A 23,764-nucleotide genomic window follows, 5' to 3' on the forward strand; every position below is an offset into this window, starting at 1 on the left:
TTGTATTTAACCAAAAATAAACGGGTACAAGCGGCTTTAGCTATTTAGTTCTCTTCCATAGTATGATACACGTTCTGAACGTCATCATCTTCCTCGATTTTCTCGAGTAATTTTTCAACATCGGCTGCCTCTTCCTCACTCAAGGGTTTGGTGACCTGAGGTATGCGTTCAAAACCAGATGACAGAATTTCGATTCCTCTATTTTCCAATTCCTTTTGGATAGCACCAAAACTTTCAAAAGGAGCATAGATCAGTATACCATCATCATCTACGAATACTTCCTCAGCCCCAAAATCTATCATTTCCAGTTCCAGCTCTTCAGGGTCGATACCCTCAGCCGGAATCCTAAAATTACAGGTATGGTCGAACATAAATTCAACAGATCCGGAGGTTCCCAAACTTCCATCGCATTTATTGAAATAGCTTCTAATGTTGGCTACGGTTCTCGTATTGTTATCCGTGGCCGTTTCTATTAATATGGCTATTCCATGTGGGCCGTAGCCTTCAAAAAGCACTTCCTTATAATCCCCAAGACTTTTATCGCTTGCTCTTTTAATGGCTCGCTCAATATTGTCCTTGGGCATGTTCACTGCCTTGGCATTTTGTATAACAGCTCTTAATCTTGAATTCGAATCCGGATCTGGACCTCCTTCCTTTACGGCCATTACAATATCCTTCCCTATTCGGGTGAATGCCTTGGACATTGCTGCCCATCTCTTCATTTTACGTGCTTTTCTAAACTCAAAAGCTCTTCCCATAATTTTATTTTTTTGATGCAGGCAAATTTAGCAAAATTCCCAAACGATAATATCGAAACTGATTTATGAATCCTTAAGCTTAATCACTTTCTATAATGTCCTCGATACTTCTTGCGAGCACAAAGTCTTTTTCAGTAACCCCATTGGCATCATGGGTACTTAGACGAATATTTACGGTTTTATAAACATTGCTCCAATCAGGGTGGTGTCCTTGGGCTTCACATTCGAAAGCAATTCTGGTCATGACCGAGAAAGCTTCCTTAAAATCCTTAAATTCAAAGGTAGTCTCAATTGCTCCATCCACATATTCCCAGCCATCCAATTGGCCCAAATAGTCTTCTATTTGTTTATCTGTAAATTTTTCCATTTTAAATTATTTTATAATGTGATGATCTATAATTTCTTGATATGTAAATCGCAAGTTCTTTGGCAATAGGTTGGATTTTGGTAGTACAGCCAAATACCTATCCTCATTGGTCGTATATACCCTTTTGATAAGAGGGTTGAATTTTCCCACTCGTTCCAAAACCTCTTTCACAAAGTCCTCATGATGCACTAAATCGGTACTGCCAAGATGAAATATACCAGTTTTGTTCCTATTGATAAGATAATGAATTTGCTGCGTTAGCTTGTCATCATCGGTCACATTTAAGATTAAGTTAGGAAAAACCTCTATAGGTTCGTTATTTAAAATCAGGTTTTTCATATCCCGAATACGTGGAGAACTATTTCCAAAGACCATGGGTACCCTTAAAATACCCATTTTATCTTTTGGCAAGCGCATCAACATGTTTTCAATCTTTATTTTTAACCTACCATAGATGCTCTCAGATAGCGTTTTGTCAGTTTCGTATGATGGATATTTACTGTAAGCATCAAAAACATTTGCAGAGGAAAGGAAATAAATTTTACAGTTTTTTTCATCTACATATTCCGCTAAATGTTGATGTGTTATGATTTGGGCCGCAAAATTCCCCCGGAGTGCAGAAATGATGACCTGGGGTTTAACAGCATCCAATATTTCAAAAATGTCATCTTCTTCCATATTGAAATGAAAAAACTGCTTATTGCCTTCAAATGACCTTCTGGAATTAAAGTATGTACCGTAGGTATCAAAATAGTTGCAGAGTTCCTTGTAAATGGCATTGCCCAGGAACCCGCTTCCTCCTAATATTAAGACCTTCTTCTTTTCCAAACTAGAAAATTGATAAATCGGATAATGTGGTTAAACGTTCCAAAACGGCCATTCCCCTCGTGGAATTACCTTTTTTGTTTAATCCCGGCGACCAAACGGCAACGCAGAAGTTTTTTGGCAAAAGGGCAACGATTCCACCGCCTACACCACTTTTTCCTGGTAAACCGACCCTAAAGGCAAATTCACCCGCTTCATCATAAAAACCACAGGTTAGCATTAACGCATTTATCCTTTTTACCTGATTTACGGTTAAAAATTCCTGTTGTTGTCTACATTTGCCGCGATTGATAAATAGGTAGAATGTATTGCACAACTGTGAGCAGGACATGGATAAGGAGCACTGATAAAAATAAAAATCTAATACTTCCAGAACATCATTTTTAAGGTTGCCATAGGATTTCAGAAGATTGGCGGCTGCATAATTTTTGAATCCCGTAGCTTTTTCGGATTTTGCCACATTTTCATCGTAAGAGATGGTAGGGTCGCCACTAATTTGGCGAACAAATGCCAAAAAATCCTTTTTCGGTTCTTTTAGTTCGCTTACCAGAATATCGGCAATGACAATCGCCCCGGCATTGATTAAAGGGTTTCTAGGTATTCCATTTTCTTGTTCCAACAGGGAAAGATGGTTGAACGGATCTCCTGATGGTTCTACGTCCACTCGGTCCCAAACCTTTTCACCTATGCAGCTCATGGCCATGGCCAGTGTTAGCACCTTGGAAATACTTTGAACTGAAAAAGATTCCTCAAAATCCCCTATATGATATGATTTCTTTTCTATATCCAATAAGCAAATCCCAAATTTATTCCCACTGATGGATGCTAATTCGGGAATATAGGTAGCTACCTTTCCAGTATCGGACAAATGCTTTGTCTCCTCGTATATGGTATTTAATATTTTTTGAAAATCTGGCATTTAACCCTTGTAAAAAGGTAGTTTCATAACGGTGGCCGGAACTGAATTTTTTCTAATCTGGATATGTATTTTACTGCCAGTTTCTGAAAAAATAGCGGGTACATAACCCAGGCCAATTCCTTTACCAAGAGACGGTGACATGGTTCCGGAGGTAACGACACCTATTTTTTTGCCCTGACCGTCCACGATATCATAATCATGTCTAGGGATACCCCGTTCATCCAATTCAAAACCAATTAATTTTTTTTCGGGACCTTTTTGCTTTTCTTTTTCAAGGGCCTCACAATTAACAAAGTCCTTGGTGAATTTTGTAATCCAGCCCAGCCCAGCTTCGATAGGGGAGGTTCCATCATTGATATCGTTCCCATATAGACAATAGCCCATTTCCAATCGCAAGGTATCCCTTGCGGCCAAACCAATGGGCTTTATTCCAAAATCTGCACCGGCCTCAAACACCTTGTCCCACACTTGCTGTACCTCGCTATTTTTGCAGTATATCTCAAATCCACCGGAACCCGTGTATCCGGTTGCCGAGATAATAACATATTCAATGCCTGCGAAATCGGCTACCTCAAAATGATAGAATTTTATAGCTGATAAGTCAATTGACGTCAACGACTGCATTGCTTCAACAGCTTTTGGTCCTTGTATGGCCAATAATGAATAATCTTCGGATAAATTGCGCATATCGGCATTAAAGTCGGTATTGTATTTTGAAATATGCTCCCAATCTTTTTCAATGTTCGAGGCATTGACCACTAATAAATACTGCTCTTCCTTTATCTTATAAACAATCAAATCATCTACAATTCCGCCGGTTTCATTTGGCAAACAACTATACTGAGCCCTGCCAATGGTCAATTTGGAAGCGTCGTTGGAGGTCACTTTTTGAATCAAATCCAAGGCGTTAGGCCCACTGATTAGAAACTCTCCCATGTGAGAAACATCAAAAACACCAACACCATTCCTTACGGTTTCATGTTCAACATTGACTCCTTCGTAGGAAACGGGCATATTATAACCGGCAAAAGGGACCATTTTGGCTCCCAATTTTTCGTGTGTCTTTGTGAGGGCGGTATTTTTCATGAATTTGCTTTATATAACGCAAATTTAAAGGAATTAAATAGGATTACATGGGATGGCAGTGCTATGTTTTACTTAAATTTTATCTTAACTTGACCTTCTTAATTTTTTAATATAAAGGAACGTTTATGAAATTATCGATGCTCTGGATTGCCATGCTTTCCCTTTTAACACTTACTTCCCAAAACCTTCCTCAGGATTATTTATCATCGGAATTCCATAAAGAAAGAAGGGAAAAAGTTCGCCAAATGATGTCGCCCAATAGTGTTTTGGTATTCTTTGCGAATGCGGAGAGAAACCGGGCAAACGATGTGGACTACGTTTACCATCAGGATCCTAATTTTTACTATCTCACCGGTTATAAGGAACCTAATGCGGTTCTTCTAATTTTTTCCGAACCCCAAAAGGATAAGGACGGTAAAGATTTCGATGAATTGATCTATGTTCAGGAGCGCAATGCCAAGGAGGAGCAATGGACCGGAAAACGATTAGGTGTTGAGGGGGTAAAGGAACAACTTGGTTTTGAAAATGTTTTCAATGGTGGGGATTTCAAGGATCTTCCTATAAATCTTGGTTCTTTTGACAAAGTGTCCTTCTTTGATTTTGAGAATGACTACAGGGACAAAAGTGGGGATGCCGATTTGTTCGATTTAATAAAGACCTTCAAAATAAAGGCCAATTACCCATCCGATTATAATCCTATAAAGCAAAATCTATATGCGATGATTCAATCGGCAACTCCGGAAAATACGGCGAACGTAGCAAAGACGGTAAGTAGATATCTTGATTATTATGAAAATCTTAAAAATGATGAATTTCTGAACGATTTTGTAAATGCTTCGGACAATCTTAAAAGAATCGAAGTTCAGGAAAAAGTAAATCTGGTCCTAGCTTCAAACAATCTGGATTCCAAGATGATTTCCGAGATTATGGCGACCATACGGGAGACCAAAACACCTGAGGAAATGAAATTATTGAAAAAGGCCATCGAAATTTCCGCTGTTGGACAAATAGAAGTAATGAAGGCGATGCACCCCAACATGTCCGAAACGGAAATACAAGGTGTCCATGAATACGTTTATAAAAAATATGGAGCTGAATATGAGGGCTATCCCTCTATTGTTGGGGGAGGTAATAATGGGTGTATTCTACATTATATTGAGAACAACAAAATGGAAGTTGGCAACGATTTGGTATTGATGGATTTGGGAGCGGAATACCATGGATATACTGCCGATGTCACCCGAACTATTCCGGCAAATGGAAAATTTACACCAGAGCAAAAGGCCATATATGATGTTGTATATGATGCCCAGGAGGCAGGAATAAAAGCCAGTGTAGTAGGTGCCGAATTTCAGGCACCGGGAAGGGCTGCATTAAAGGTTGTGGAGGATGGACTGATTACCTTGGGCATTATTAAAGAAGCTAGTGAGGCAAGGACCTATTTTCCCCATGGCACTTCACATTACTTAGGCTTGGATGTGCATGACCAAGGAACCTATCGTCCCTTTCAACCCAATACGGTCATTACCGTGGAGCCTGGTATTTATATTCCCGAAGGAAGCGATTGTGACAAGAAATGGTGGGGTATCGCCGTTCGCATTGAGGATGACATCCTAATTACTGAAAAAGGACCGGTAAATCTTTCCGCCATGGCTCCAAGAACGACCCAGGCCATCGAGGCCATGATGAAACAACCTAGTCCGTTGGACGATTTCCAATTGCCTAAGCTAGACTAGCGATTCAATAAGAAGGAACTTAAATCCGAATAGGTTTTTATTTTGATGGATTTTTTATCCTTGTCCATTACCTTTTGAATTTGAGGTGGTAAGGGAAGTTTTTTACCTATAGTTTCTTCCACCACATCCAAAAACTTGACAGGATGTGCCGTTTCCAAGAATATGCCATAGGTATTTGGATGGTTTTGCTGATATTTTTTTAATCCCAAATACCCTACTGCACCATGCGGATCCGCACAATATCCACTTGAGTCATAGATATCCAAAAGTGCTTTTTTAGTTTCTGAATCGGTAAAGGAGTAGGAGGAGAGGTGGTCTTTTAAGGTTTCAAAATCGTCCTCAAACAAATGCCTTATTCTCACAAAATTACTGGGGTCTCCAACGTCCATAGCGTTTGAGATAGTTGCAGTAGAAGGTTTAGGTTTATAGGATTGAGTTTTCATAAACTCGGGAACCGTATCATTGACATTGGTCGCCGCTATAAAATGTTTTACGGGCATTCCTAGTTTTTGGGCGACCATACCGGCACATATATTCCCAAAGTTACCGGAGGGCACGGAAAATACAATTTCCTTGCCCCGATTTTTAGCTTGTTTATAAGCAAAAAGAAAGTAAAACAATTGCGGTAACCAACGGGCAACATTAATGGAGTTGGCCGAGGTCAATTTCATGTTCTTCAGGAGTTTTTCGTCCAGAAAAGCTGTTTTTACCATGGCCTGGCAATCATCAAAAGTACCTTCTACTTCCAATGCCGTAATATTTTGACCTAAGGTGGTCAATTGTCTTTCTTGGATATCACTTACTTTTCCGCTCGGATAGAGGATAACAACCTTTACACCATCAACCCCTAAGAATCCATTAGCCACGGCGCCTCCAGTATCTCCAGATGTTGCCACCAAAACGGTGACCTCTGTCTTGTTGTCTTGGGAAAAATAACCCAAGCATTGGGCCATGAACCGGGCACCAACATCCTTAAACGCCATGGTAGGACCGTGAAAAAGTTCCAAGGTTGCTACGTTATCTTCAATTTCAACCACTGGAAACTCAAAATCCAATGTATTATCAAGAATTTTGCGCAGCACTTCATTAGGTATTTCGTCGCTTACAAACTGATGGATGGCATTTAAGGCTATCTCGTGGTTTGAAAGTTCCTCAATTTTTTCAAAAAAGCTTTTTGGAAGTGGTTCAATACGTTCTGGGAAGTAAAGTCCCTTATCTGGTGCTATACCATTGATTACGGCTTCCTTAAAGGAAACATCCGGTGCTTTTTTATGTAGACTGTAAAATTTCAATGTACTATTTTTTAATTGTAATTAGGACTATATTAAACGAGCCTCACTCCTTCATGATTTATTTTGGAGACATGAATATCATGTTCCACACCAATATTCACATACACTTCTTTCATGGTCCTAGCTACGTTTTCCGCGTTGTCCCTTCCCCTACACAGGGCAAAAATGGAAGGTCCCGATCCAGAAATACCCGCGCCAAGAGCGCCTGCCTCCAGTGATGCCTTTTTGACCTTATCAAAGCCAGGAATAAGTATAGAGCGTATGGGTTCTACGATATGGTCTTCTAAGGAACGGCCTATCAGTTCGTAGTCATTTTGAAGCAATCCAGCTATCAATCCGCCAACATTTCCCCATTGTTTGATGGCTGTTTCCATAGACAATGTGGTTTTTAGAATTTTTCTGGAGTCCGAAGTCTTTACTTCAATTTGCGGATGGATTATGGTTGCGTATAATTCTTCCGGAGCCTTTATTGGTACAATGTCCAAGGGTGTATAGCTTCTTACCAGTGTAAAGTCGCCAAATAGGGCAGGGGCCACATTATCTGCATGGGCTACCTCGCTGGCCAGGCGTTCACCCTCCATGGCAAAAGTCACCAATTCGGTTTTTGTGAAAGGGTGTCCCAATAAATAGTCCATAGCCCAAACCGCTCCTGCAGAACTTGCTGCACTACTGCCAATACCGCTTCCCGGTTTTATTTTTTTATAGATTTCTATTTCAAACCCTCCGGGATAGTTTGATTTTTCCAGTAGGGCTAAGCCCGCGACACCGGCCGCATTTTTTTCGGTTTGAAGGGGTAGGTTCTGTCCATCAATTTTGGTAATAAAAACTCCCTTCTTAATGGTTTTTCGCACGACCATTTCGTCGCCAACGGAATCGAGGGCCAAACCTAGGACATCAAACCCGCAGGAAATATTGGCAATGGTCGCCGGACAGAACACTCTTACTTCTTCCATACTTAAAAATTACCGATTCTTATGATGTCCGCAAAAATACCAGAGGCGGTAACCTCAGAGCCCGCACCAGCACCTTTGATGATCAAGGGCAGACTTGGATATCTTTCGGTATAAAACAGAACAATATTGTCACTTCCCTCTAAATTGTAAAAATCATGGCCTTTGGGAATTTCCTGTAGTCCAACACTGGCCTGACCGTTTTCAAATTGGGCCACATACTTTAGTTTGCAGTTCTTGGCCTTGGCATTACCATATATTTTCTGAAAATCTGCTTCGTATTTTGCCAAGGATTCAAAGAACTCCTCGTTGTTTTTGGTAGCCAAACTTTCTTCGGGTAAAAAGGAATCGTTTTTGATATCATCAATTTCCAAAACATATCCGCTCTCCCTTGCCAAGATGAGTATTTTTCGCATAACGTCAATTCCACTTAAATCTATTTTAGGATCTGGCTCGGTATAACCCTCTTTTTGCGCCCGTTTTACGATTTCCTGAAATGTAGTGGTATCGTTGAAATTATTAAAGACAAAGTTTAAACTGCCAGATAGAACGGCCTGTATCTTAAGTATTTTGTCTCCGGAGGCAATCAGATTCTTCAATGTATCTATTATGGGAAGTCCTGCGCCCACATTGGTCTCAAACAAAAAAGGAGCATTGTATTCCCTTGCGAGGGACTTTAGATTCGAATAGTTTTCATAGTCAGATGAACATGCTATTTTATTACAGGTCACCACCGATATGCTATTGCCTAAAAACGAAGGATAGGTCTCCGCTATTTCGGCACTTGCGGTATTATCCACAAAAATGCTGTTGCGGTAGTTCAAGTCATTTACCTTTTGTATAAAAAGTTGCCTATCTGCTTTTTCACCTTTGGATAAAACTTCTTCCCATTTATCGAGCTGTATTCCTTTTTCATCAAAAAGCATTGTTCTTGAATTGGACATACCAATGACACGTACATTGAGCTTCAAGTTTTTCTTCAAATATTTTTCCTGTGCTTTTATTTGATTCAAAAATTTGGCACCCACGTTGCCAACGCCCATGACAAAAAGATTAAGCTGTTTGACGTTTTCCTCAAAAAATTCTTCGTGAAGGGCGTTCAGGGCTTTTTTTACATCTTTTTCGTTAATTACACAGGATATATTTCTCTCAGAGGCCCCTTGTGCTATAACCCTTATGTTTACATTGTTCTTTCCTAGAGTGCTGAACATCTTACCGCTGAGTCCTTGATGACTTTTCATATTATCACCTACCAGAGCCACAATCGCGAGTCCTTTTTCTGGGATTACCTGCTTTATTTTACCTCTCTCTATTTCATAGGCAAAGGCATCGTTTACGATTTCCACTGATTGTTCTACATCATCGGCTGATATGCCAACGCAAATAGAGTGTTCCGAGGATGCTTGGGTAATTAGGACGACACTGATATCCGCTTGCGATAATACTTCGAAAAATCTTTTTGAAATCCCGGGAATTCCAACCATTCCAGGTCCTTCCAAAGATAGAAGTGCCATATTTCCAATATGGCTTATACCACGAACCGTTTTTCCACTGTCGTTTTTGGATTTTGTAATTAGGGTACCTGCCTCATCAGGTTTAAAGGTATTTTTTATGATGATGGATATTCCTTTTGACAACACAGGCTGTATTGTTGGGGGGTATAATACCTTGGCTCCAAAATGTGAAAGTTCCATCGCCTCCTCATAGGAAATATGGGTAATTGCCTTTGCCTGTTTCACCAACTTGGGATTTGCCGTGTACATACCACTTACATCGGTCCATATTTCAAGAATATCCGCTTCCAATGCTGCGGCGTAAATAGCTGCAGTATAATCGGAACCTCCTCTGCCCAAAGTAGTAATTTCATCATTTTTTGATGTGGCTATGAATCCTGGGCAGACACTTATTGAGGCCGTATTGGTGGCAAAAAAATCTCTACAGTTGGAATCGGTAACGGCAAAGTCTACCACGTTTTTGCCTGCCAGTTTAAATGTTTTTATCAAGTCCCTGCTATCCTTATAAACAACGTCCAGTTCCTCTGATATCAAATATTCACTAATGATATATGAGGAAAGTAGTTCTCCAAAGCTTACTATTTTATCCGATAGTTTTGGTGTAATCTCACCTATAAAATAGGCGCCCTCCAGCAACGTTTCCAAAACGTTCAATTCTGATTTAACCTTGCTCAGTGCTTTGCTTTGTGAAGTAATGGGAATCAATTCCTTAACAGTATCCAAATGTCTGGATTCTATTTCTCTTAATACCTCCTTATACTCCGTTTTTTGTCTTGCAGCTAAATCCCCTGCTTGCAAAAGTTGATCGGTAATTCCACCAAAGGCAGATACTACAACAATAATTCTATCATCATAGGATGACAGAATGTTTTTGATTTTTATAATATTCTCGGGGCTAGCTACCGATGAGCCCCCAAATTTCAAGACTTTCATTCTAGAATAAGATGTAAATTGAATTTATAGGAATCGTGTTAAAAAACACAGTCACGGAGGTACATATTTTCTTACCCCATAGGGGTGAAGAATACTGTAAGTGCATTAAAACGTTCTTTTAATGAAGTGGATAAAAACATAGTGTCCTTACTAGTACAATTCATTTTTAAAATGATGAGGTTCAAAAGTAGTACATTTGACTAGCTATTCAAATGATTCCACAAATTTTTATGGAATCGTTACTTTTTAAATCAATTTATAGTAGTAAATGAAGGTTTTTACCGCACAACAGATTTATAATGCCGATAAGGCAACCATAGAAAGGCAACAAATATCTAGCGATGAACTTATGGAAAGGGCCGCAACCCAGATTTTTAATTGGATGCACTTGAGAATGCAAGGAGCACCGGTAAAGATTCATTTGTTTTGCGGAATAGGTAATAATGGGGGAGATGGTCTTGCTTTGGCTAGGCAATTGTGGGAACACGGTTATAACATTGCCGTTTATGTCGTTAAGTATAGTGAAAAACGCTCAAAGGATTTTCTAACCAATTTGGACCGGTTAAAAGATCGAAAGATCTGGCCGGTTTATTTGGATGCCGATAGTGAACTTCCAAGTATTGGCCCTGATGATATTATTGTAGATGCCATATTTGGAATAGGCCTGAACAGAACTCCCGATGATTGGGTATCGCAATTGATTCAGCATTTAAACAAGACCAAGGCCTTTATACTTTCGGTTGATATTCCATCCGGACTTTTTACGGATAGCGTTCCAAAAGATTCGGCTTCCGTGATACAGTCCAATTATGTGCTGAGTTTTCAAGTTCCAAAATTGGTTTTTTTTCTTCCCCAAACAGGAATTTATGTTGAACAATGGGAGGTTTTGGATATTGGATTGGATACGGCCTATTTAATGGAGACCGAAACGGAGTATGAACTGATAGCAAAGAATGAAGTGCTTCAATTTTATCGGCCTAGAACTAAATATTCTCACAAAGGAACCTATGGACATTCCCTGATCATTGGTGGAAGTTATGGAAAAATTGGTGCGGTGACCTTGGCGAGTAAATCCGCCTTAAAAGCCGGAAGTGGATTGGTAACGGCCTATGTCCCGGAGTGTGGTTATCAAATCGTACAGACTTCGGTTCCAGAAGTAATGGTTTTGACTAATGGAGAATCCTTAATAGAAGCTATTGACTTTGAAATAGAACCAACGGTCATTGGTATTGGGATCGGTATGGGTACGGAGGATAAAACGGTCAAGGCCCTGGAGAAATTTTTAAAAGTAAATAAAATGCCATTGGTTGTGGATGCGGATGCTCTTAACATATTGTCCAAGAACCAAAATTTGTTGCAATTTTTGCCTAAAGAATCCATTTTAACACCTCACCCAAAGGAGCTGGAAAGGCTTGTGGGAAAATGGAAGGATGACTTTGAAAAGCTAAAAAAGGTAAAGGAGTTTTCAGAAAAACAAAATGTGGTTATGGTAATCAAGGGAGCCCATACCATAACCTTTTTTAAGGGTAGGGGCTATATTAATACCACAGGTAATCCTGGCATGGCTACTGCGGGTAGCGGGGATACCCTTACCGGCATTATTACCGGTTTAGTGGCTCAGGGATACCCAAGCCTACATGCGGCCATTTTGGGGGTTTATATCCATGGTAAATCTGCAGATTTATCCATAGCAAATAAGGGGTATCAGGCTTTAACGGCCACTGATATCATAGAAAGTATGGGTAGCGCTTTTATCGATTTGTTTACTTCTCCGGAAAAGGAAGCACCGGTAGAAGTAGAGACAAATGAAAATTAAAGCACGTTATTTAGAAGATATCCTTCGTTTAATCCACTTTAGCGCATTATCATACTCTATGAAAAATTTCATAGGTTTTTTGTAAAAAAGCTTTTCGATTTTGAAATTGTGCATATCTATTTCCTTGACCGATACTATGGCGAATGCCTTTAGGTTCTCCAGCTCTTTTAAATAGTTATAAATGGTTGGGTCAATGGCATAAGAATTTTTCCTAAGACTTATAAAGCCAAAATTTTTGTTTCTAAAATGTATTTCAGAAATCCCTATTATTTGATACGCTCTCTCTAGGGTTAAAGTGGCACCTTCATCAAAAATGGATACCATATAATCATCAAAAACCTGAATTTTACCAACCTCGAGATTATACTCCCGTACTATGATTTTTTTGTTCACAGCTCCTACCTTCATTTTATGTATATTATAGTGTCTGCAACGAAAATAAATGGATCCTCCTGATGATGATAAATAATTAGATTAAAGGCGTAAATATCTCACGTAATACGTGAGGACTATTATTTTGTATTTTAATTCTTACGGTTGTTGACGTATTCAATTAAACATAAGGAAGGGCATCTCGAATGAGATGCCCTTCCTTAATTTTTGCAATTACTTAAATTTCTTATTCAGATTTTGGAGATTCCTCTGGTTTATCGATTTTAATGGTAAGCTCTTCTTTCTTCTCATCCAAATCCATGTTTATGGTATCTCCTTCCTTCAATTTGGAATTGACTATTTCCTCTGCCAAGGCGTCTTCAATATACTTCTGTATTGCCCTTTTTAAAGGTCTGGCACCATATTGTTTGTCAAAACCCTTTTCAGCAATGTAGTCCTTTGCAGCTTCGGAAAGCTTTAATTCATACCCTATTCCTTTGATTCGGTTATACAATTTGGATAGCTCGATATCTATAATTTGATGGATATGTTCCCTTTCCAATGGGTTAAACACAATGACATCGTCAATTCGGTTCAAGAATTCTGGGGCAAAGGCCTTTTTCAAGGCATTTTCTATAACCCCTTTTTGATGCGTGTCAGCTTGTTCCTTTTTAGCCGAAGTTCCAAAACCTACTCCTTGGCCAAAATCCTTCAATTGTCGGGCCCCAATATTCGAGGTCATAATGATTATGGTGTTTCTGAAGTCGATTTTGCGTCCAAGACTATCGGTTAGGTAGCCATCATCCAAAACTTGCAACAACATGTTGAATACATCTGGATGGGCCTTTTCCACTTCGTCCAAAAGAATCACCGAATATGGTTTTCTCCTAACCTTCTCAGTCAATTGACCGCCCTCTTCATATCCTACATAGCCTGGAGGCGCACCTACTAATCTTGATATGGCGAATTTCTCCATATACTCGCTCATATCTATCCGAATAAGTGCGTCCTCGGAATCAAAAAGCTCCTTGGCCATTACTTTTGCCAATTGGGTTTTACCCACACCTGTCTGTCCTAAAAATATAAATGAGCCTATAGGCTTGTTGGGGTCTTTTAAACCTGCCCTGTTCCTTTGAATAGCTTTGGATACCTTGGCCACCGCCTCATCTTGTCCAATAACATTGGCTTTAATAAGCTTGGGCAACCCTGCAAGTTTATTACTTTCGGTTTGGGCAATTCTATTTACGGGAATACCGCTCATCATGGAAACTACATCGGCAACATTGTCCTCAGTAACCGTTTCCTTATGAAGTTTGCTTTCGTCTTCCCACTTTTCCTGGGCAATGGACAAATCTTTTTCTAGTCTTTTTTCATCGTCCCTCAATTTGGCAGCCTCTTCATACTTTTGCTTTTTAACTACCGAATTTTTAAGTTCCCTAACATCTTCCAGTTTCTTTTCAAGTTCTAAAATTTGTTTTGGAACGTCCATATTTACTATGTGGACTCGGGAACCTGCCTCGTCCAAGGCGTCAATGGCCTTGTCCGGTAGAAATCTGTCCGTCATATACCTATTCGTTAACTTAACGCAGGCTTCAATAGCTTCATCCGTATAGCTAACATTGTGGTGATCTTCGTACTTGCCTTTAATATTGTGTAGAATCTCTATGGTTTCATCTACTGTTGTAGGCTCTACTATTACTTTTTGGAACCTTCTTTCCAAGGCTCCATCTTTCTCGATGTACTGTCTGTATTCATCTAGCGTAGTAGCACCTATACATTGTATTTCACCCCTGGCCAAAGCAGGTTTGAACATATTGGAGGCATCCAAACTACCGGTAGCACCTCCTGCCCCTACAATCGTATGTATCTCATCAATGAACAGGATTACGTCATCGTTTTTCTCCAATTCGTTCATTACGGCCTTCATACGTTCCTCAAACTGGCCACGATACTTCGTACCCGCTACCAAGGAAGCTAAATCTAAAGTGACTACCCTTTTATTGTAAAGTATACGGGATACTTTTTTGTTTATTATTCTTAGGGCCAACCCTTCGGCTATGGCACTTTTACCAACGCCGGGCTCTCCAATTAGAAGAGGGTTGTTTTTTTTCCTTCTACTAAGAATTTGTGAAACACGTTCTATTTCCTTCTCCCTTCCCACGACAGGGTCCAATCTGTTTTCCTCCGCCATAAGGGTAAGATCTCTTCCAAAATTGTCCAACACCGGAGTTTTGGATTTTTTGGAGCTTTTGTTTCCTGGGTTGGTTCCAAAAGTACTTTCCTTTCCTTCATTAGATTCATCCGAATCACTTGGGAACGATTCCGATGTTGGGGAATCCACTATATCGTCATCGCTGGTTATCATAAACTTGAATTGCTCTTTAACCCCATCATAATCTACTTTCAGCTTGTGAAGTAATTTGGTTGTAGGGTCGTTTTCATTGCGCAAAATACATAGCAGCAAATGAGCGGTATTTATTGATGAACTTTGGAATAGCTTGGCCTCTAAAAAGGTCGTTTTTAAGGCCCGTTCCGCTTGTCTTGTCAGATGAAGATTTTTCTTGTCTTTTTGTACGTTCCCAGCATTGGGATTGGAAGGACTAAGTATTTCCACCTTTCTCCGCAAATGATCCAAGTCTACGTCCAAGGCATCCAAAATACTTATTGCTTTTCCACTTCCATCCCTCAACAGCCCAAGCATTAAATGCTCGGTGCCGATAAAATCGTGTCCAAGCCTTAAAGCTTCCTCTTTACTGTAAGCAATTACATCTTTTACTCTAGGTGAAAAATTGTCGTCCATATATTGAGTTATCAACTATAAAATTACTAAATATCAATGAATCATAGGCAAATACCGTACCTATATTCGTTAAAGTTGTTCTAAATGACGAAAAAAGTTCGCTAAATCAAAATCCCAATACGTATAATTATTAACCGATGCGACTTGGTTTTATGTTAATAAAATATTGAATAAATACTTTTTAGGGTTCTTCAGACCCCTCGATTTTGCGTATATTGGCATGCTTTTTTACTAATAAAAAACATTTAAAAATTTACCATGGCTGAAGGAGAAAAATTGATTCCTATCAATATAGAAGAAGAAATGAAATCTGCCTACATTGATTATTCAATGTCGGTCATAGTGTCACGAGCACTGCCAGATGTGCGAGATGGTCTTAAACCTGTTCACAGAAGGGTACTTTTTGGAATGCATGAACTTGGTGTGAGGAGTACAAGTGCCCATAAAAAATCGGCACGTATCGTAGGTGAGGTCCTAGGTAAGTATCACCCTCATGGAGATACCTCCGTTTACGATACCATGGTCAGAATGGCACAGGAGTGGAGTTTGCGCTATATGTTGATCGATGGGCAGGGCAACTTTGGTTCAGTCGATGGTGATAGTCCGGCGGCCATGCGTTATACCGAGGCACGTATGCGTAAGATTGCCGATGAAATGTTAGCGGATATCGATAAGGATACCGTAGATCATCAGTTAAACTTTGACGATTCCTTGCAGGAGCCCACAGTATTGCCCACGCGGATTCCTAATCTTCTGGTAAACGGTGCTTCCGGTATTGCAGTGGGAATGGCTACCAACATGCCTCCCCATAATCTCGCTGAAGTAGTTGACGGCACTGTAGCTTATATCGACAACCACGACATTGAAGTGGATGAGTTGATGAACCATATAAAAGCGCCTGATTTTCCTACTGGTGGAATTATTTATGGATATGATGGCGTAAAGGAAGCCTTTCATACAGGTAGGGGTAGAATAGTCATGCGCGCCAAGGCAACTTTTGAAGAAGTTCAAGGGCGTGAATGTATTATTGTCACGGAAATACCATATCAAGTCAACAAGGCCGACATGATCAAGAAAACGGCCGACCTTATCAACGATAAAAAGATTGAAGGTATTTCAACCATTAGGGATGAGTCTGACCGTAAAGGGATGCGAATTGTTTATATATTAAAGAGGGATGCTATACCTAATATCGTCCTAAATACATTATATAAATATACGGCACTTCAAACCTCCTTTAGTGTTAACAATATAGCATTGGTAAAAGGTAGGCCTCAACTGCTTAATGTTAAGGATATGATACATCACTTCGTGGAGCATAGACACGAAGTAGTAGTAAGACGTACTGAGTTTGAACTTAAAAAGGCCGAGGATAGGGCCCATATTCTTGAAGGTCTCATAATCGCTTCGGATAATATTGACGAGGTTATTGCCATAATTCGGGCTTCCTCAAATGCGGATGAAGCTAGGGAAAACCTAATGGAGCGTTTCAAGCTGACCGAGATTCAGGCGAAGGCTATCGTGGAAATGAGGCTGCGTCAATTGACCGGTCTGGAACAGGATAAATTACGTTCCGAATATGAAGAAATTATAAAGACAATCGCCGACTTAAAGGATATTTTAGCCAAAAAGGAGCGAAGAATGCAGATTATTAAGGATGAACTTCTTGAGGTAAGGGAGAAATACGGTGATGAACGTCGTTCCGAAATAAATTTTGCAGGCGGAGACCTTAGCATGGAGGATATGATACCTAATGAGCAGGTGGTCATAACAATCTCTAGGGCAGGTTATATCAAAAGAACGCCCTTAACCGAATATAAAACCCAAAATAGAGGTGGTGTAGGACAAAAGGCTTCTTCTACAAGAAATGAAGACTTTTTGGAATATTTGTTTGTAGGTACCAACCACCAATACATGTTGTTCTTTACCCAAAAGGGTAAATGTTTCTGGATGAGGGTATTCGAAATTCCCGAGGGAAGCAGAACTTCAAAAGGTAGAGCTATCCAAAACCTTATCAATATTGAACAGGATGATATGGTAAAAGCATTTATCTGTACGCAGGATCTTAAAGATGAAGATTATGTGAACAGTCATTACGTGATCATGGCTACCAAAAAGGGGACTGTTAAGAAAACATCCTTGGAACAGTATTCCCGTCCAAGACAGAACGGCATCAACGCCATTACGATAAAGGATGGTGACGAGCTTTTAGAGGCTAAGTTGACAACAGGTACGAGCCAGATATTCTTAGGATTAAAATCTGGAAAGGCGATTCGGTTTGAAGAAAGTAAAACTAGGCCGATGGGAAGAAATGCTTCCGGTGTAAGAGGTATTACCTTGGCCAATGATGACGATGAGGTTATTGGAATGGTTTCCGTACATAATTTCGAGGATGAGCTTTTGGTCGTATCGGAAAATGGTTATGGAAAAAGATCAAGCATCGAGGATTATCGAATTACCAATCGTGGAGGTAAAGGTGTCAAGACTATTAGCATAACCGAAAAAACCGGTAATTTAGTAGCCATTAAAAATGTAACCGATTCTGATGATTTAATGATTATCAATAAATCTGGAATAGCTATTAGAATGAGCGTAGAGGATCTGCGCGTGATGGGAAGAGCTACTCAAGGAGTAAAACTAATAAATATTAAAGGTGACGATTCAATTGCCGCGGTAGCCAAGGTGATGAAGGAGGAAGATGATTTGGATGGAGCCGATATTAAGGATATTGAAGTTAACCCTGAATAAAATTGGCACGGGAATTGATTAATTTTGCACCGAAAGATAAATAACACTAATTAATAACAAATAGATTCGAAAAATGAAAACTAAGATTTCAATAATAGCGGCCCTGTCATTAACAATGGTAGGATTTGCCCAAAAAAACGAGATAAAGGATGCTGAGAAGGCATTAAAAGATGGGGACGCAGCAGCGGCGAAAACCTCAATTGAGTCCGCAATGGGCAGTATATCTGGAGCTGACGAAAAGTTACAAGCCCAATATTATTACACAAGAGGTAAGATTTATGCCGATTTGGCAAAAAAAGGAGATGACTCCGCATTTGAACCAGCAGCCAACTCCTTTCAAAAAGTTTTGGACATTGAAGAACAATCCGGTAAAAACAAGTACTCGGACGAAGCTACCCAATACATGGCAAGTGTTTCTGCCGACTTGGTGAATTCAGCCGTATCCGATAATGAGCAAAAAAAATTCGACTCTGCCGCGGACAAACTATATATGAGCTATAAATTAAGTCCTAAAGATACTACATACTTGTATTATGCAGCAAGTAGTGCAGTCAATGGAGGTCATTATGAAAAGGCCCTTAAATATTATAATGAACTGCAAGATATAGGATACGATGGTAGCGGTATTGTATACAAGGCTACGAACGTAGCGACCGGGGAGGAAGAAATTATGGACAAGGTACAACGAGATCTTATGATCAAATCAGGTACTTATAAAGATCCGGTTGATGAAAAAACACCTTCCAAAAAAGCTGAAATAGTTAAAAACACAGCATTGATATACACACAGTTAGGTCAGGATGATAAGGCTTTGGACGCCTACAAGGCGGCAAGGGCAAATGACCCTAATGATGTGAACCTTATCTTGAACGAAGCCAACCTATATTTCAAATTAGGGGATAAAGATAAATTCAAGGAGTTAATGGCCGAGGCCATTGCATTAGCTCCAGACAATCCAGACCTTCACTATAATGTTGGTGTTATTAACATGGAACAAGGTAATTTTGAAGAGGCTAGGGAATCTTACAAAAAGGCCATAGAAATTAATCCAGGATACACAAATGCTTATTTGAATCTTTCCACGACATACGTTAACGAAGGTAACGCCCTTATTGATGAAATGAATTCTTTGGGTAACTCCAGGGCCGATATTGCAAAATATGATGAGCTTAAGACCAAAAAGGATGATTTGTTCACGCGGGGTGCGAATATTTTGGAGGACGCTTTAAAAACTAATCCAGATAATCAAGGTATTCTTACTCAGTTAAAGAATATTTATGGTGCCATGGGCGACAATGAAAATTTCATGAGAATTAAAAAGATGTTAGGGGAGTAATACTCCTAAAACTATATCTTCTAAAAGGGTCCTAATTTTTAGGGCCCTTTTTATATAATTTTTTTTATGACCCGGAGCTGATGGGAATAAATTCTTAAGTCATTATTGAAAATCCCGGTATGGTCAATCCGGTCTATTCTAACCATCCCATTTACATGGATGATATAATTATTTTCCATGATAATGCCTACATGATTGATTGCTCCATTCGAATCATCAAAAAATGCAAGATCTCCGGGTTCGCTCTCCTCTACAAAACTTAAAGCTTCGCCCTGTTTAGCTTGCTGTTCAGAGGTTCGCAATAGATTATATCCGTTTATTTTATAGACCATTTGTGTAAACCCCGATGCATCTATTCCAAATGGAGATTTACCTCCCTTCAATTCCGGGGAATTAAGGTACAAAAGAGCAGTATTGATGAGGTTTTCCTTTGTCTGTTTACCTTTAGTCTTATTACCATCTACAGTTATTGGAAAACAATTCAATAGGGGAATGGCTGAGCCTAAAAGAATAGACGTAAGCATACCATTTGGCCTTTCGGCAAAACCAATCAAATCAGAGGCAAATACGGGGGTTTTTTCCTCTATTGCGTCAAACTCCTCCTTTGTAATAAATTGCAGTTGATTATTGGGAATCCATCCTTCGCATTTATCGGCTAGTACCCTTATTTTTGACCAGTATTTTCTGGACTCCAATATTTTGAAATGTTCACCGAAGAGTAACTGGGTGGTCATTTCCGAAGTTTCATCTGGCGAACGTCTTAAAGGGACCAAGCTTAAAGGGCAAATTCCGTATTGCATGTAAACTCAAAAGATGTTTAGACTTTCTCTAAAATCATGGAAGAAGCACCTCCGCCCCCATTGCATATGGCCGCTGCACCTATTTTTCCATTTTTTTGCTCCAAAACATTCAATAATGTCACTAGAATCCTTGCCCCGGAACAACCTAATGGATGGCCTAAAGAAACCGCCCCACCGTGAACATTTACCTTATCATCGGTTAGTCCCAAAATTTTCATATTGGCCAAACCAACAACTGAGAATGCTTCATTAAATTCAAAAAAATCTACATCCTCAATATTTAGACTTGCTTTATTCAATGCCTTTGGCAATGCTTTGGCCGGTGCCGTTGTAAACCATTTGGGCTCTTGGGCTGCATCTGCATAACTCTTAATTCTTGCCAGAGGTTTCAAGTTCAATTCCTTTGCTTTGTCCGCACTCATCAATACTAATGCCGCAGCCCCGTCATTAATGGTTGAAGCATTAGCTGCGGTAACCGTACCATCCTTGGAGAAGGCAGGTCTTAAATTCGGTATCTTGTCCAAAAACACATTTTTATACTCTTCATCTTCGGATACAACGACAGGTTCACCATGTTTCTGTGGTACGGAAATGGGGATAACTTCATTTTTGAACAGATTATTTTTCCAGGCATCCGCCGACCTTTTATAGGATTGAACGGCAAATCTGTCCTGATCCTCCCTTGAGAATTCGTATTTTGTAGCACAGGCATCTGCACAGACTCCCATAGCATTTTGGTCATAAGCATCCACAAGGCCGTCTTTCTGCATTCCATCTATCATAGAGGAAGGCCCGAATTTCACTGGAGATCTTAAGTATGAATAATGTGGAATCAAGCTCATATTTTCCATACCACCTGCCACAATAATCGAAGCGTCTCCTAAGGCTATTGCCTGTGCTGCTTGCATTACGGCCTTCATTCCAGACGAGCAAACTTTGTTGACCGTGGTACAGGGTACAGTATCCGGTATTCCTGCATAGAGAGCCGCTTGCCGTGCAGGGGCTTGTCCGGTTCCCGCCTGTACAACATTACCCATGAGAACTTCTTCCACCATTTCCGGTTTCAGGTTAATTTTTTGAAGAGCTCCTTTTATAGCCTCAGCACCTAGTTTAGGTGCTGGAATAGTGGATAATGCCCCCATAAAACTTCCTATAGGTGTTCGTACTGCAGAAACTATTACAACCTCTTTCATATGAAAAATCGACTTTTGTTCTGGCGAAATTACTAAATTCTAAATCAAACTGCCGGTAACACCATCAAATCCTTATCGTAAGTTTATATTTTCTATTTTTGATACAGGTATACTAAAATCAGGCTCTTGGATAACCTTTATAAAAAACAGTCCCTTATTTACAAATATGTTTTATATGTAGTGGCTATAGGATTCATTGTTTTCTTTTTTCCCAAAGGGGGGAAGTTCAAGTATGAATTCCAAAAGGGTAAACCTTGGCAGTTTGAGACCCTTTATGCTCCTTTTGACTTTTCCATCAAAAAGACAGATGCGGAAATAGCAGAGGAAAAGCAAAATATAAACGAAATCAGTGGTCAATATTTTAGGTATGATCAAAAGAAGGTAAATAATGTATATGAGGAATATGAGGATTCATTCAATAGGAGATTCGGTAATTCCGATTACACCAATTCACAAAGACGATTTTTAAAGAATATTGGGGAAACACTGCTCGACTCCATTTATAAAAATGGAATTCTTGATAGTAGTGCGGAGCAAATTAAGGGTAATTCCATATTCTTGGTACGAAATAATGAGGCAACGACTAAACAAGTTTCATCATTCTATAGGATTTCGGACATAAGCAATTTGGTCAAGAATAAATTGGAGGATGAAAACCTGCAGCAGTTAAGGAATGATTTTGAAAATATTTTTTTCAACCTAATCGTGCCCAATGTGAGTTATGATGCGAGCCTTACCCAAAAAAGTAGGGAGGATGCCCTTTCAAAAATAAGCTATACAAGGGGTACTGTTGATGAGGGTAAATTAATCATTGCCAAAGGGGAGGTTGTTGAAGGAGAAAACCTTAAGATATTGGAATCGCTTAAGGCCGAATATGAATCTGAACTATGGACCGCAAACAATTACTACATTATTCTCATAGGTTATACGGTTTTGGTAGCATTGGTGTTGCTGATGCTCTTACTTTTCCTAAAAAAATATAGGGCTACCATTTATAAAAACAATACGAAGGTAACCTTTATTGTTTTCAACATTTTACATATGGTTTTCATAACCACCATGGTGGTCAAATATGACGATTCATTGGTGTTTGTGGTACCCCTTTGTATACTTCCATTAATTTTAAAGACTTTCTTTGACGCTAGATTGGGTCTTTTTTCACATGTGCTTACCGTATTGATTTTGGGGTTTGTGGTCCCTAATAGTTTTGAGTATATATTTTTACAGATTATTACGGGAATCGTGACCATTTTAACGGTTTCGGAGCTTTACAAAAGAGCCAATCTTTTTATATCCATAGGACAGATTATATCCATTTATGTTGTGGGTTATTTAGCTTTCCATATAATTCATGAAGGCAACCTGAACAATATTTCCTGGTTTACTTTGGGTCTTTTCTTGCTCAATGGTATGATTACACTTTTTGTACAGCCTTTAATTTATATTTATGAAAAGATATTTGGTCTAGTTTCCGATGTCTCTTTATTGGAACTTTCGGATACCAACTCAAAATTGCTTAAGGAACTTTCCAATAAAGCTCCGGGAACATTCAATCACTCCTTACAAGTGGCGAACCTTGCGGAATCGGCCGCCAATGAAATAGGGGCGAATGCCATGTTGGTTAGGGTAGGGGCGTTGTATCATGATATTGGTAAGATGAATAATCCTACTTACTTTACCGAAAACCAGATTACCAATGTAAATCCCCATGATGAGATTACACCAAAGGAAAGTGCAAAAATCATTATTGATCATGTAATAAAGGGCATAGAACTGGCTCGAAAGAATAATTTACCGGATCGTATTATCGATTTTATACGGTCCCACCATGGAACAACCTTGGTTTTTTATTTTTATAAAAAGCAAAAGGAACTGGGGTTGGAATTCAACGAAGAAGAATTTAGATATCCTGGGCCCTTGCCCTTTTCGAAGGAGACGGCAATTTTGATGATGGCAGATTCCGTGGAAGCTGCTTCGAAGAGTCTTAAGGACCCAACCTTTACCATTATCGATGAATTTGTAGATAAGATCATCTCAGGACAAATGAAGGCAAATCAGTTCTTAAATGCCGATATCACTTTTAAGGAGATAGAAATCATAAAAAAAATCTTCAAACAGAAGTTGACGAACATCTACCATTTGAGGGTAGAATATCCAGAGTAGCCCCTTGTTTTTGTAGCTATTTATATGTTAAAATTTAGTTAGGCCCCGGCTTGCCAGATAATTTTTTCTATATATTTAAGTCATTCCCCAAAGTTTTAAACCCACTGAAAACAACATTATAAATATGTATAAAAAACCTTTTTCCTTGGTAAGTAC

At 39.4% G+C, this 23,764-nt stretch carries 17 protein-coding genes; 5 read left to right on the forward strand and 12 right to left on the reverse strand.

Annotated features, from left to right (window positions below; translation table 11 throughout):
- Nucleotides 1-44 precede the first annotated feature (44 nt).
- The 5 genes from CJ263_RS15155 to gcvT all read right to left on the reverse strand — a co-directional run bounded on the left by CJ263_RS15155 (nucleotide 45) and on the right by gcvT (nucleotide 3,955).
- Entirely contained in the window at nucleotides 45-758 is a 714-nt protein-coding gene (locus CJ263_RS15155) for a YebC/PmpR family DNA-binding transcriptional regulator (protein WP_094998059.1), read from the reverse strand.
- A gap of 79 nt (nucleotides 759-837) precedes the next feature.
- Nucleotides 838-1,125 carry a 4a-hydroxytetrahydrobiopterin dehydratase gene (locus tag CJ263_RS15160; RefSeq protein WP_094998060.1) on the reverse strand — a complete coding sequence of 96 codons (288 nt, stop codon included), beginning with the start codon at nucleotides 1,123-1,125 and terminating at the stop codon, nucleotides 838-840.
- Nucleotides 1,126-1,131: 6 nt separating this feature from the next.
- Nucleotides 1,132-1,953, reverse strand: a complete 822-nt coding sequence (locus CJ263_RS15165) for a sugar nucleotide-binding protein (protein WP_094998061.1) — start codon at nucleotides 1,951-1,953, stop codon at nucleotides 1,132-1,134.
- A 1-nt stretch (nucleotide 1,954) separates the two neighbouring features.
- Entirely contained in the window at nucleotides 1,955-2,869 is a 915-nt protein-coding gene (locus tag CJ263_RS15170) for a glutaminase (protein WP_094998062.1), read from the reverse strand.
- Entirely contained in the window at nucleotides 2,870-3,955 is a 1,086-nt protein-coding gene (gene gcvT, locus CJ263_RS15175) for a glycine cleavage system aminomethyltransferase GcvT (RefSeq protein ID WP_094998063.1), read from the reverse strand.
- Between the two features lie 125 nt (nucleotides 3,956-4,080).
- On the opposite strand from gcvT, the gene CJ263_RS15180 reads away from it, so the two are divergent.
- On the forward strand, nucleotides 4,081-5,691 hold the full coding sequence (locus CJ263_RS15180) for an aminopeptidase P family protein (RefSeq protein WP_094998064.1): 1,611 nt from the start codon (nucleotides 4,081-4,083) through the stop codon (nucleotides 5,689-5,691).
- On the opposite strand, the gene thrC is transcribed toward CJ263_RS15180, so the two are convergent.
- From thrC to thrA, 3 genes are read right to left on the reverse strand one after another with little or no spacing between them, the layout of a single operon-like run.
- Nucleotides 5,688-6,983 (reverse strand): threonine synthase, encoded by a 1,296-nt coding sequence (gene thrC, locus CJ263_RS15185; protein ID WP_094998065.1) that lies wholly within the window; start codon nucleotides 6,981-6,983, stop codon nucleotides 5,688-5,690. The two genes, CJ263_RS15180 and thrC, sit on opposite strands and share 4 nt — an antisense overlap.
- A 32-nt stretch (nucleotides 6,984-7,015) precedes the next feature.
- Nucleotides 7,016-7,936 (reverse strand): homoserine kinase, encoded by a 921-nt coding sequence (locus CJ263_RS15190; RefSeq protein WP_094998066.1) that lies wholly within the window; start codon nucleotides 7,934-7,936, stop codon nucleotides 7,016-7,018.
- A gap of 2 nt (nucleotides 7,937-7,938) precedes the next feature.
- On the reverse strand, nucleotides 7,939-10,380 hold the full coding sequence (gene thrA / locus CJ263_RS15195) for a bifunctional aspartate kinase/homoserine dehydrogenase I (RefSeq protein WP_094998067.1): 2,442 nt from the start codon (nucleotides 10,378-10,380) through the stop codon (nucleotides 7,939-7,941).
- A 268-nt stretch (nucleotides 10,381-10,648) separates the two neighbouring features.
- On the opposite strand from thrA, the gene CJ263_RS15200 reads away from it, so the two are divergent.
- Nucleotides 10,649-12,196 carry an NAD(P)H-hydrate dehydratase gene (locus tag CJ263_RS15200; RefSeq protein ID WP_094998068.1) on the forward strand — a complete coding sequence of 516 codons (1,548 nt, stop codon included), beginning with the start codon at nucleotides 10,649-10,651 and terminating at the stop codon, nucleotides 12,194-12,196.
- A 6-nt stretch (nucleotides 12,197-12,202) separates the two neighbouring features.
- On the opposite strand, the gene CJ263_RS15205 is transcribed toward CJ263_RS15200, so the two are convergent.
- Complete coding sequence (locus CJ263_RS15205; RefSeq protein ID WP_094998069.1) at nucleotides 12,203-12,604, reverse strand: STAS/SEC14 domain-containing protein; 402 nt, start codon at nucleotides 12,602-12,604, stop codon at nucleotides 12,203-12,205.
- A 211-nt stretch (nucleotides 12,605-12,815) separates the two neighbouring features.
- Nucleotides 12,816-15,368, reverse strand: a complete 2,553-nt coding sequence (locus CJ263_RS15210; protein ID WP_094998070.1) for an ATP-dependent Clp protease ATP-binding subunit — start codon at nucleotides 15,366-15,368, stop codon at nucleotides 12,816-12,818.
- Nucleotides 15,369-15,626: 258 nt separating this feature from the next.
- On the opposite strand from CJ263_RS15210, the gene gyrA reads away from it, so the two are divergent.
- Both gyrA and CJ263_RS15220 read left to right on the forward strand, forming a co-directional pair.
- Nucleotides 15,627-18,116 (forward strand): DNA gyrase subunit A, encoded by a 2,490-nt coding sequence (gene gyrA / locus CJ263_RS15215; protein ID WP_094998071.1) that lies wholly within the window; start codon nucleotides 15,627-15,629, stop codon nucleotides 18,114-18,116.
- A 73-nt stretch (nucleotides 18,117-18,189) separates the two neighbouring features.
- Nucleotides 18,190-19,452 (forward strand): tetratricopeptide repeat protein, encoded by a 1,263-nt coding sequence (locus CJ263_RS15220; RefSeq protein ID WP_094998072.1) that lies wholly within the window; start codon nucleotides 18,190-18,192, stop codon nucleotides 19,450-19,452.
- 50 nt (nucleotides 19,453-19,502) lie between these two features.
- On the opposite strand, the gene CJ263_RS15225 is transcribed toward CJ263_RS15220, so the two are convergent.
- Both CJ263_RS15225 and CJ263_RS15230 read right to left on the reverse strand, forming a co-directional pair.
- The gene (locus tag CJ263_RS15225) at nucleotides 19,503-20,252 is read right to left on the reverse strand and encodes a C40 family peptidase (RefSeq protein WP_094998073.1); all 750 of its coding nucleotides are present in this window, start codon (nucleotides 20,250-20,252) and stop codon (nucleotides 19,503-19,505) included.
- Between the two features lie 17 nt (nucleotides 20,253-20,269).
- The gene (locus CJ263_RS15230) at nucleotides 20,270-21,445 is read right to left on the reverse strand and encodes an acetyl-CoA C-acyltransferase (protein WP_094998074.1); all 1,176 of its coding nucleotides are present in this window, start codon (nucleotides 21,443-21,445) and stop codon (nucleotides 20,270-20,272) included.
- Between the two features lie 126 nt (nucleotides 21,446-21,571).
- Here CJ263_RS15230 and CJ263_RS15235 point away from each other — a divergent pair, with 126 nt between their 5' ends.
- Entirely contained in the window at nucleotides 21,572-23,608 is a 2,037-nt protein-coding gene (locus CJ263_RS15235; RefSeq protein ID WP_094998075.1) for an HD family phosphohydrolase, read from the forward strand.
- The last annotated feature ends 156 nt before the right edge of the window (nucleotides 23,609-23,764 follow it).

It is taken from the genome of Maribacter cobaltidurans, from assembly GCF_002269385.1.
Taxonomy (GTDB): Bacteria; Bacteroidota; Bacteroidia; order Flavobacteriales; family Flavobacteriaceae; genus Maribacter; species Maribacter cobaltidurans.

Excerpts from the sequence above, each read along its gene's own strand:
- CJ263_RS15155 (WP_094998059.1), bottom strand. The coding sequence starts at position 758 with ATGGGAAGAGCTTTTGAGTTTAGAAAAGCACGTAAAATGAAGAGATGG.
- CJ263_RS15160 (WP_094998060.1), bottom strand. The coding sequence starts at position 1,125 with ATGGAAAAATTTACAGATAAACAAATAGAAGACTATTTGGGCCAATTG.
- CJ263_RS15170 (WP_094998062.1), bottom strand. The coding sequence starts at position 2,869 with ATGCCAGATTTTCAAAAAATATTAAATACCATATACGAGGAGACAAAG.
- gcvT (WP_094998063.1), bottom strand. The coding sequence starts at position 3,955 with ATGAAAAATACCGCCCTCACAAAGACACACGAAAAATTGGGAGCCAAA.
- CJ263_RS15180 (WP_094998064.1), top strand. The coding sequence starts at position 4,081 with ATGAAATTATCGATGCTCTGGATTGCCATGCTTTCCCTTTTAACACTT.
- CJ263_RS15190 (WP_094998066.1), bottom strand. The coding sequence starts at position 7,936 with ATGGAAGAAGTAAGAGTGTTCTGTCCGGCGACCATTGCCAATATTTCC.
- thrA (WP_094998067.1), bottom strand. The coding sequence starts at position 10,380 with ATGAAAGTCTTGAAATTTGGGGGCTCATCGGTAGCTAGCCCCGAGAAT.
- CJ263_RS15200 (WP_094998068.1), top strand. The coding sequence starts at position 10,649 with ATGAAGGTTTTTACCGCACAACAGATTTATAATGCCGATAAGGCAACC.
- CJ263_RS15205 (WP_094998069.1), bottom strand. The coding sequence starts at position 12,604 with ATGAAGGTAGGAGCTGTGAACAAAAAAATCATAGTACGGGAGTATAAT.
- CJ263_RS15210 (WP_094998070.1), bottom strand. The coding sequence starts at position 15,368 with ATGGACGACAATTTTTCACCTAGAGTAAAAGATGTAATTGCTTACAGT.
- gyrA (WP_094998071.1), top strand. The coding sequence starts at position 15,627 with ATGGCTGAAGGAGAAAAATTGATTCCTATCAATATAGAAGAAGAAATG.
- CJ263_RS15220 (WP_094998072.1), top strand. The coding sequence starts at position 18,190 with ATGAAAACTAAGATTTCAATAATAGCGGCCCTGTCATTAACAATGGTA.
- CJ263_RS15225 (WP_094998073.1), bottom strand. The coding sequence starts at position 20,252 with ATGCAATACGGAATTTGCCCTTTAAGCTTGGTCCCTTTAAGACGTTCG.
- CJ263_RS15230 (WP_094998074.1), bottom strand. The coding sequence starts at position 21,445 with ATGAAAGAGGTTGTAATAGTTTCTGCAGTACGAACACCTATAGGAAGT.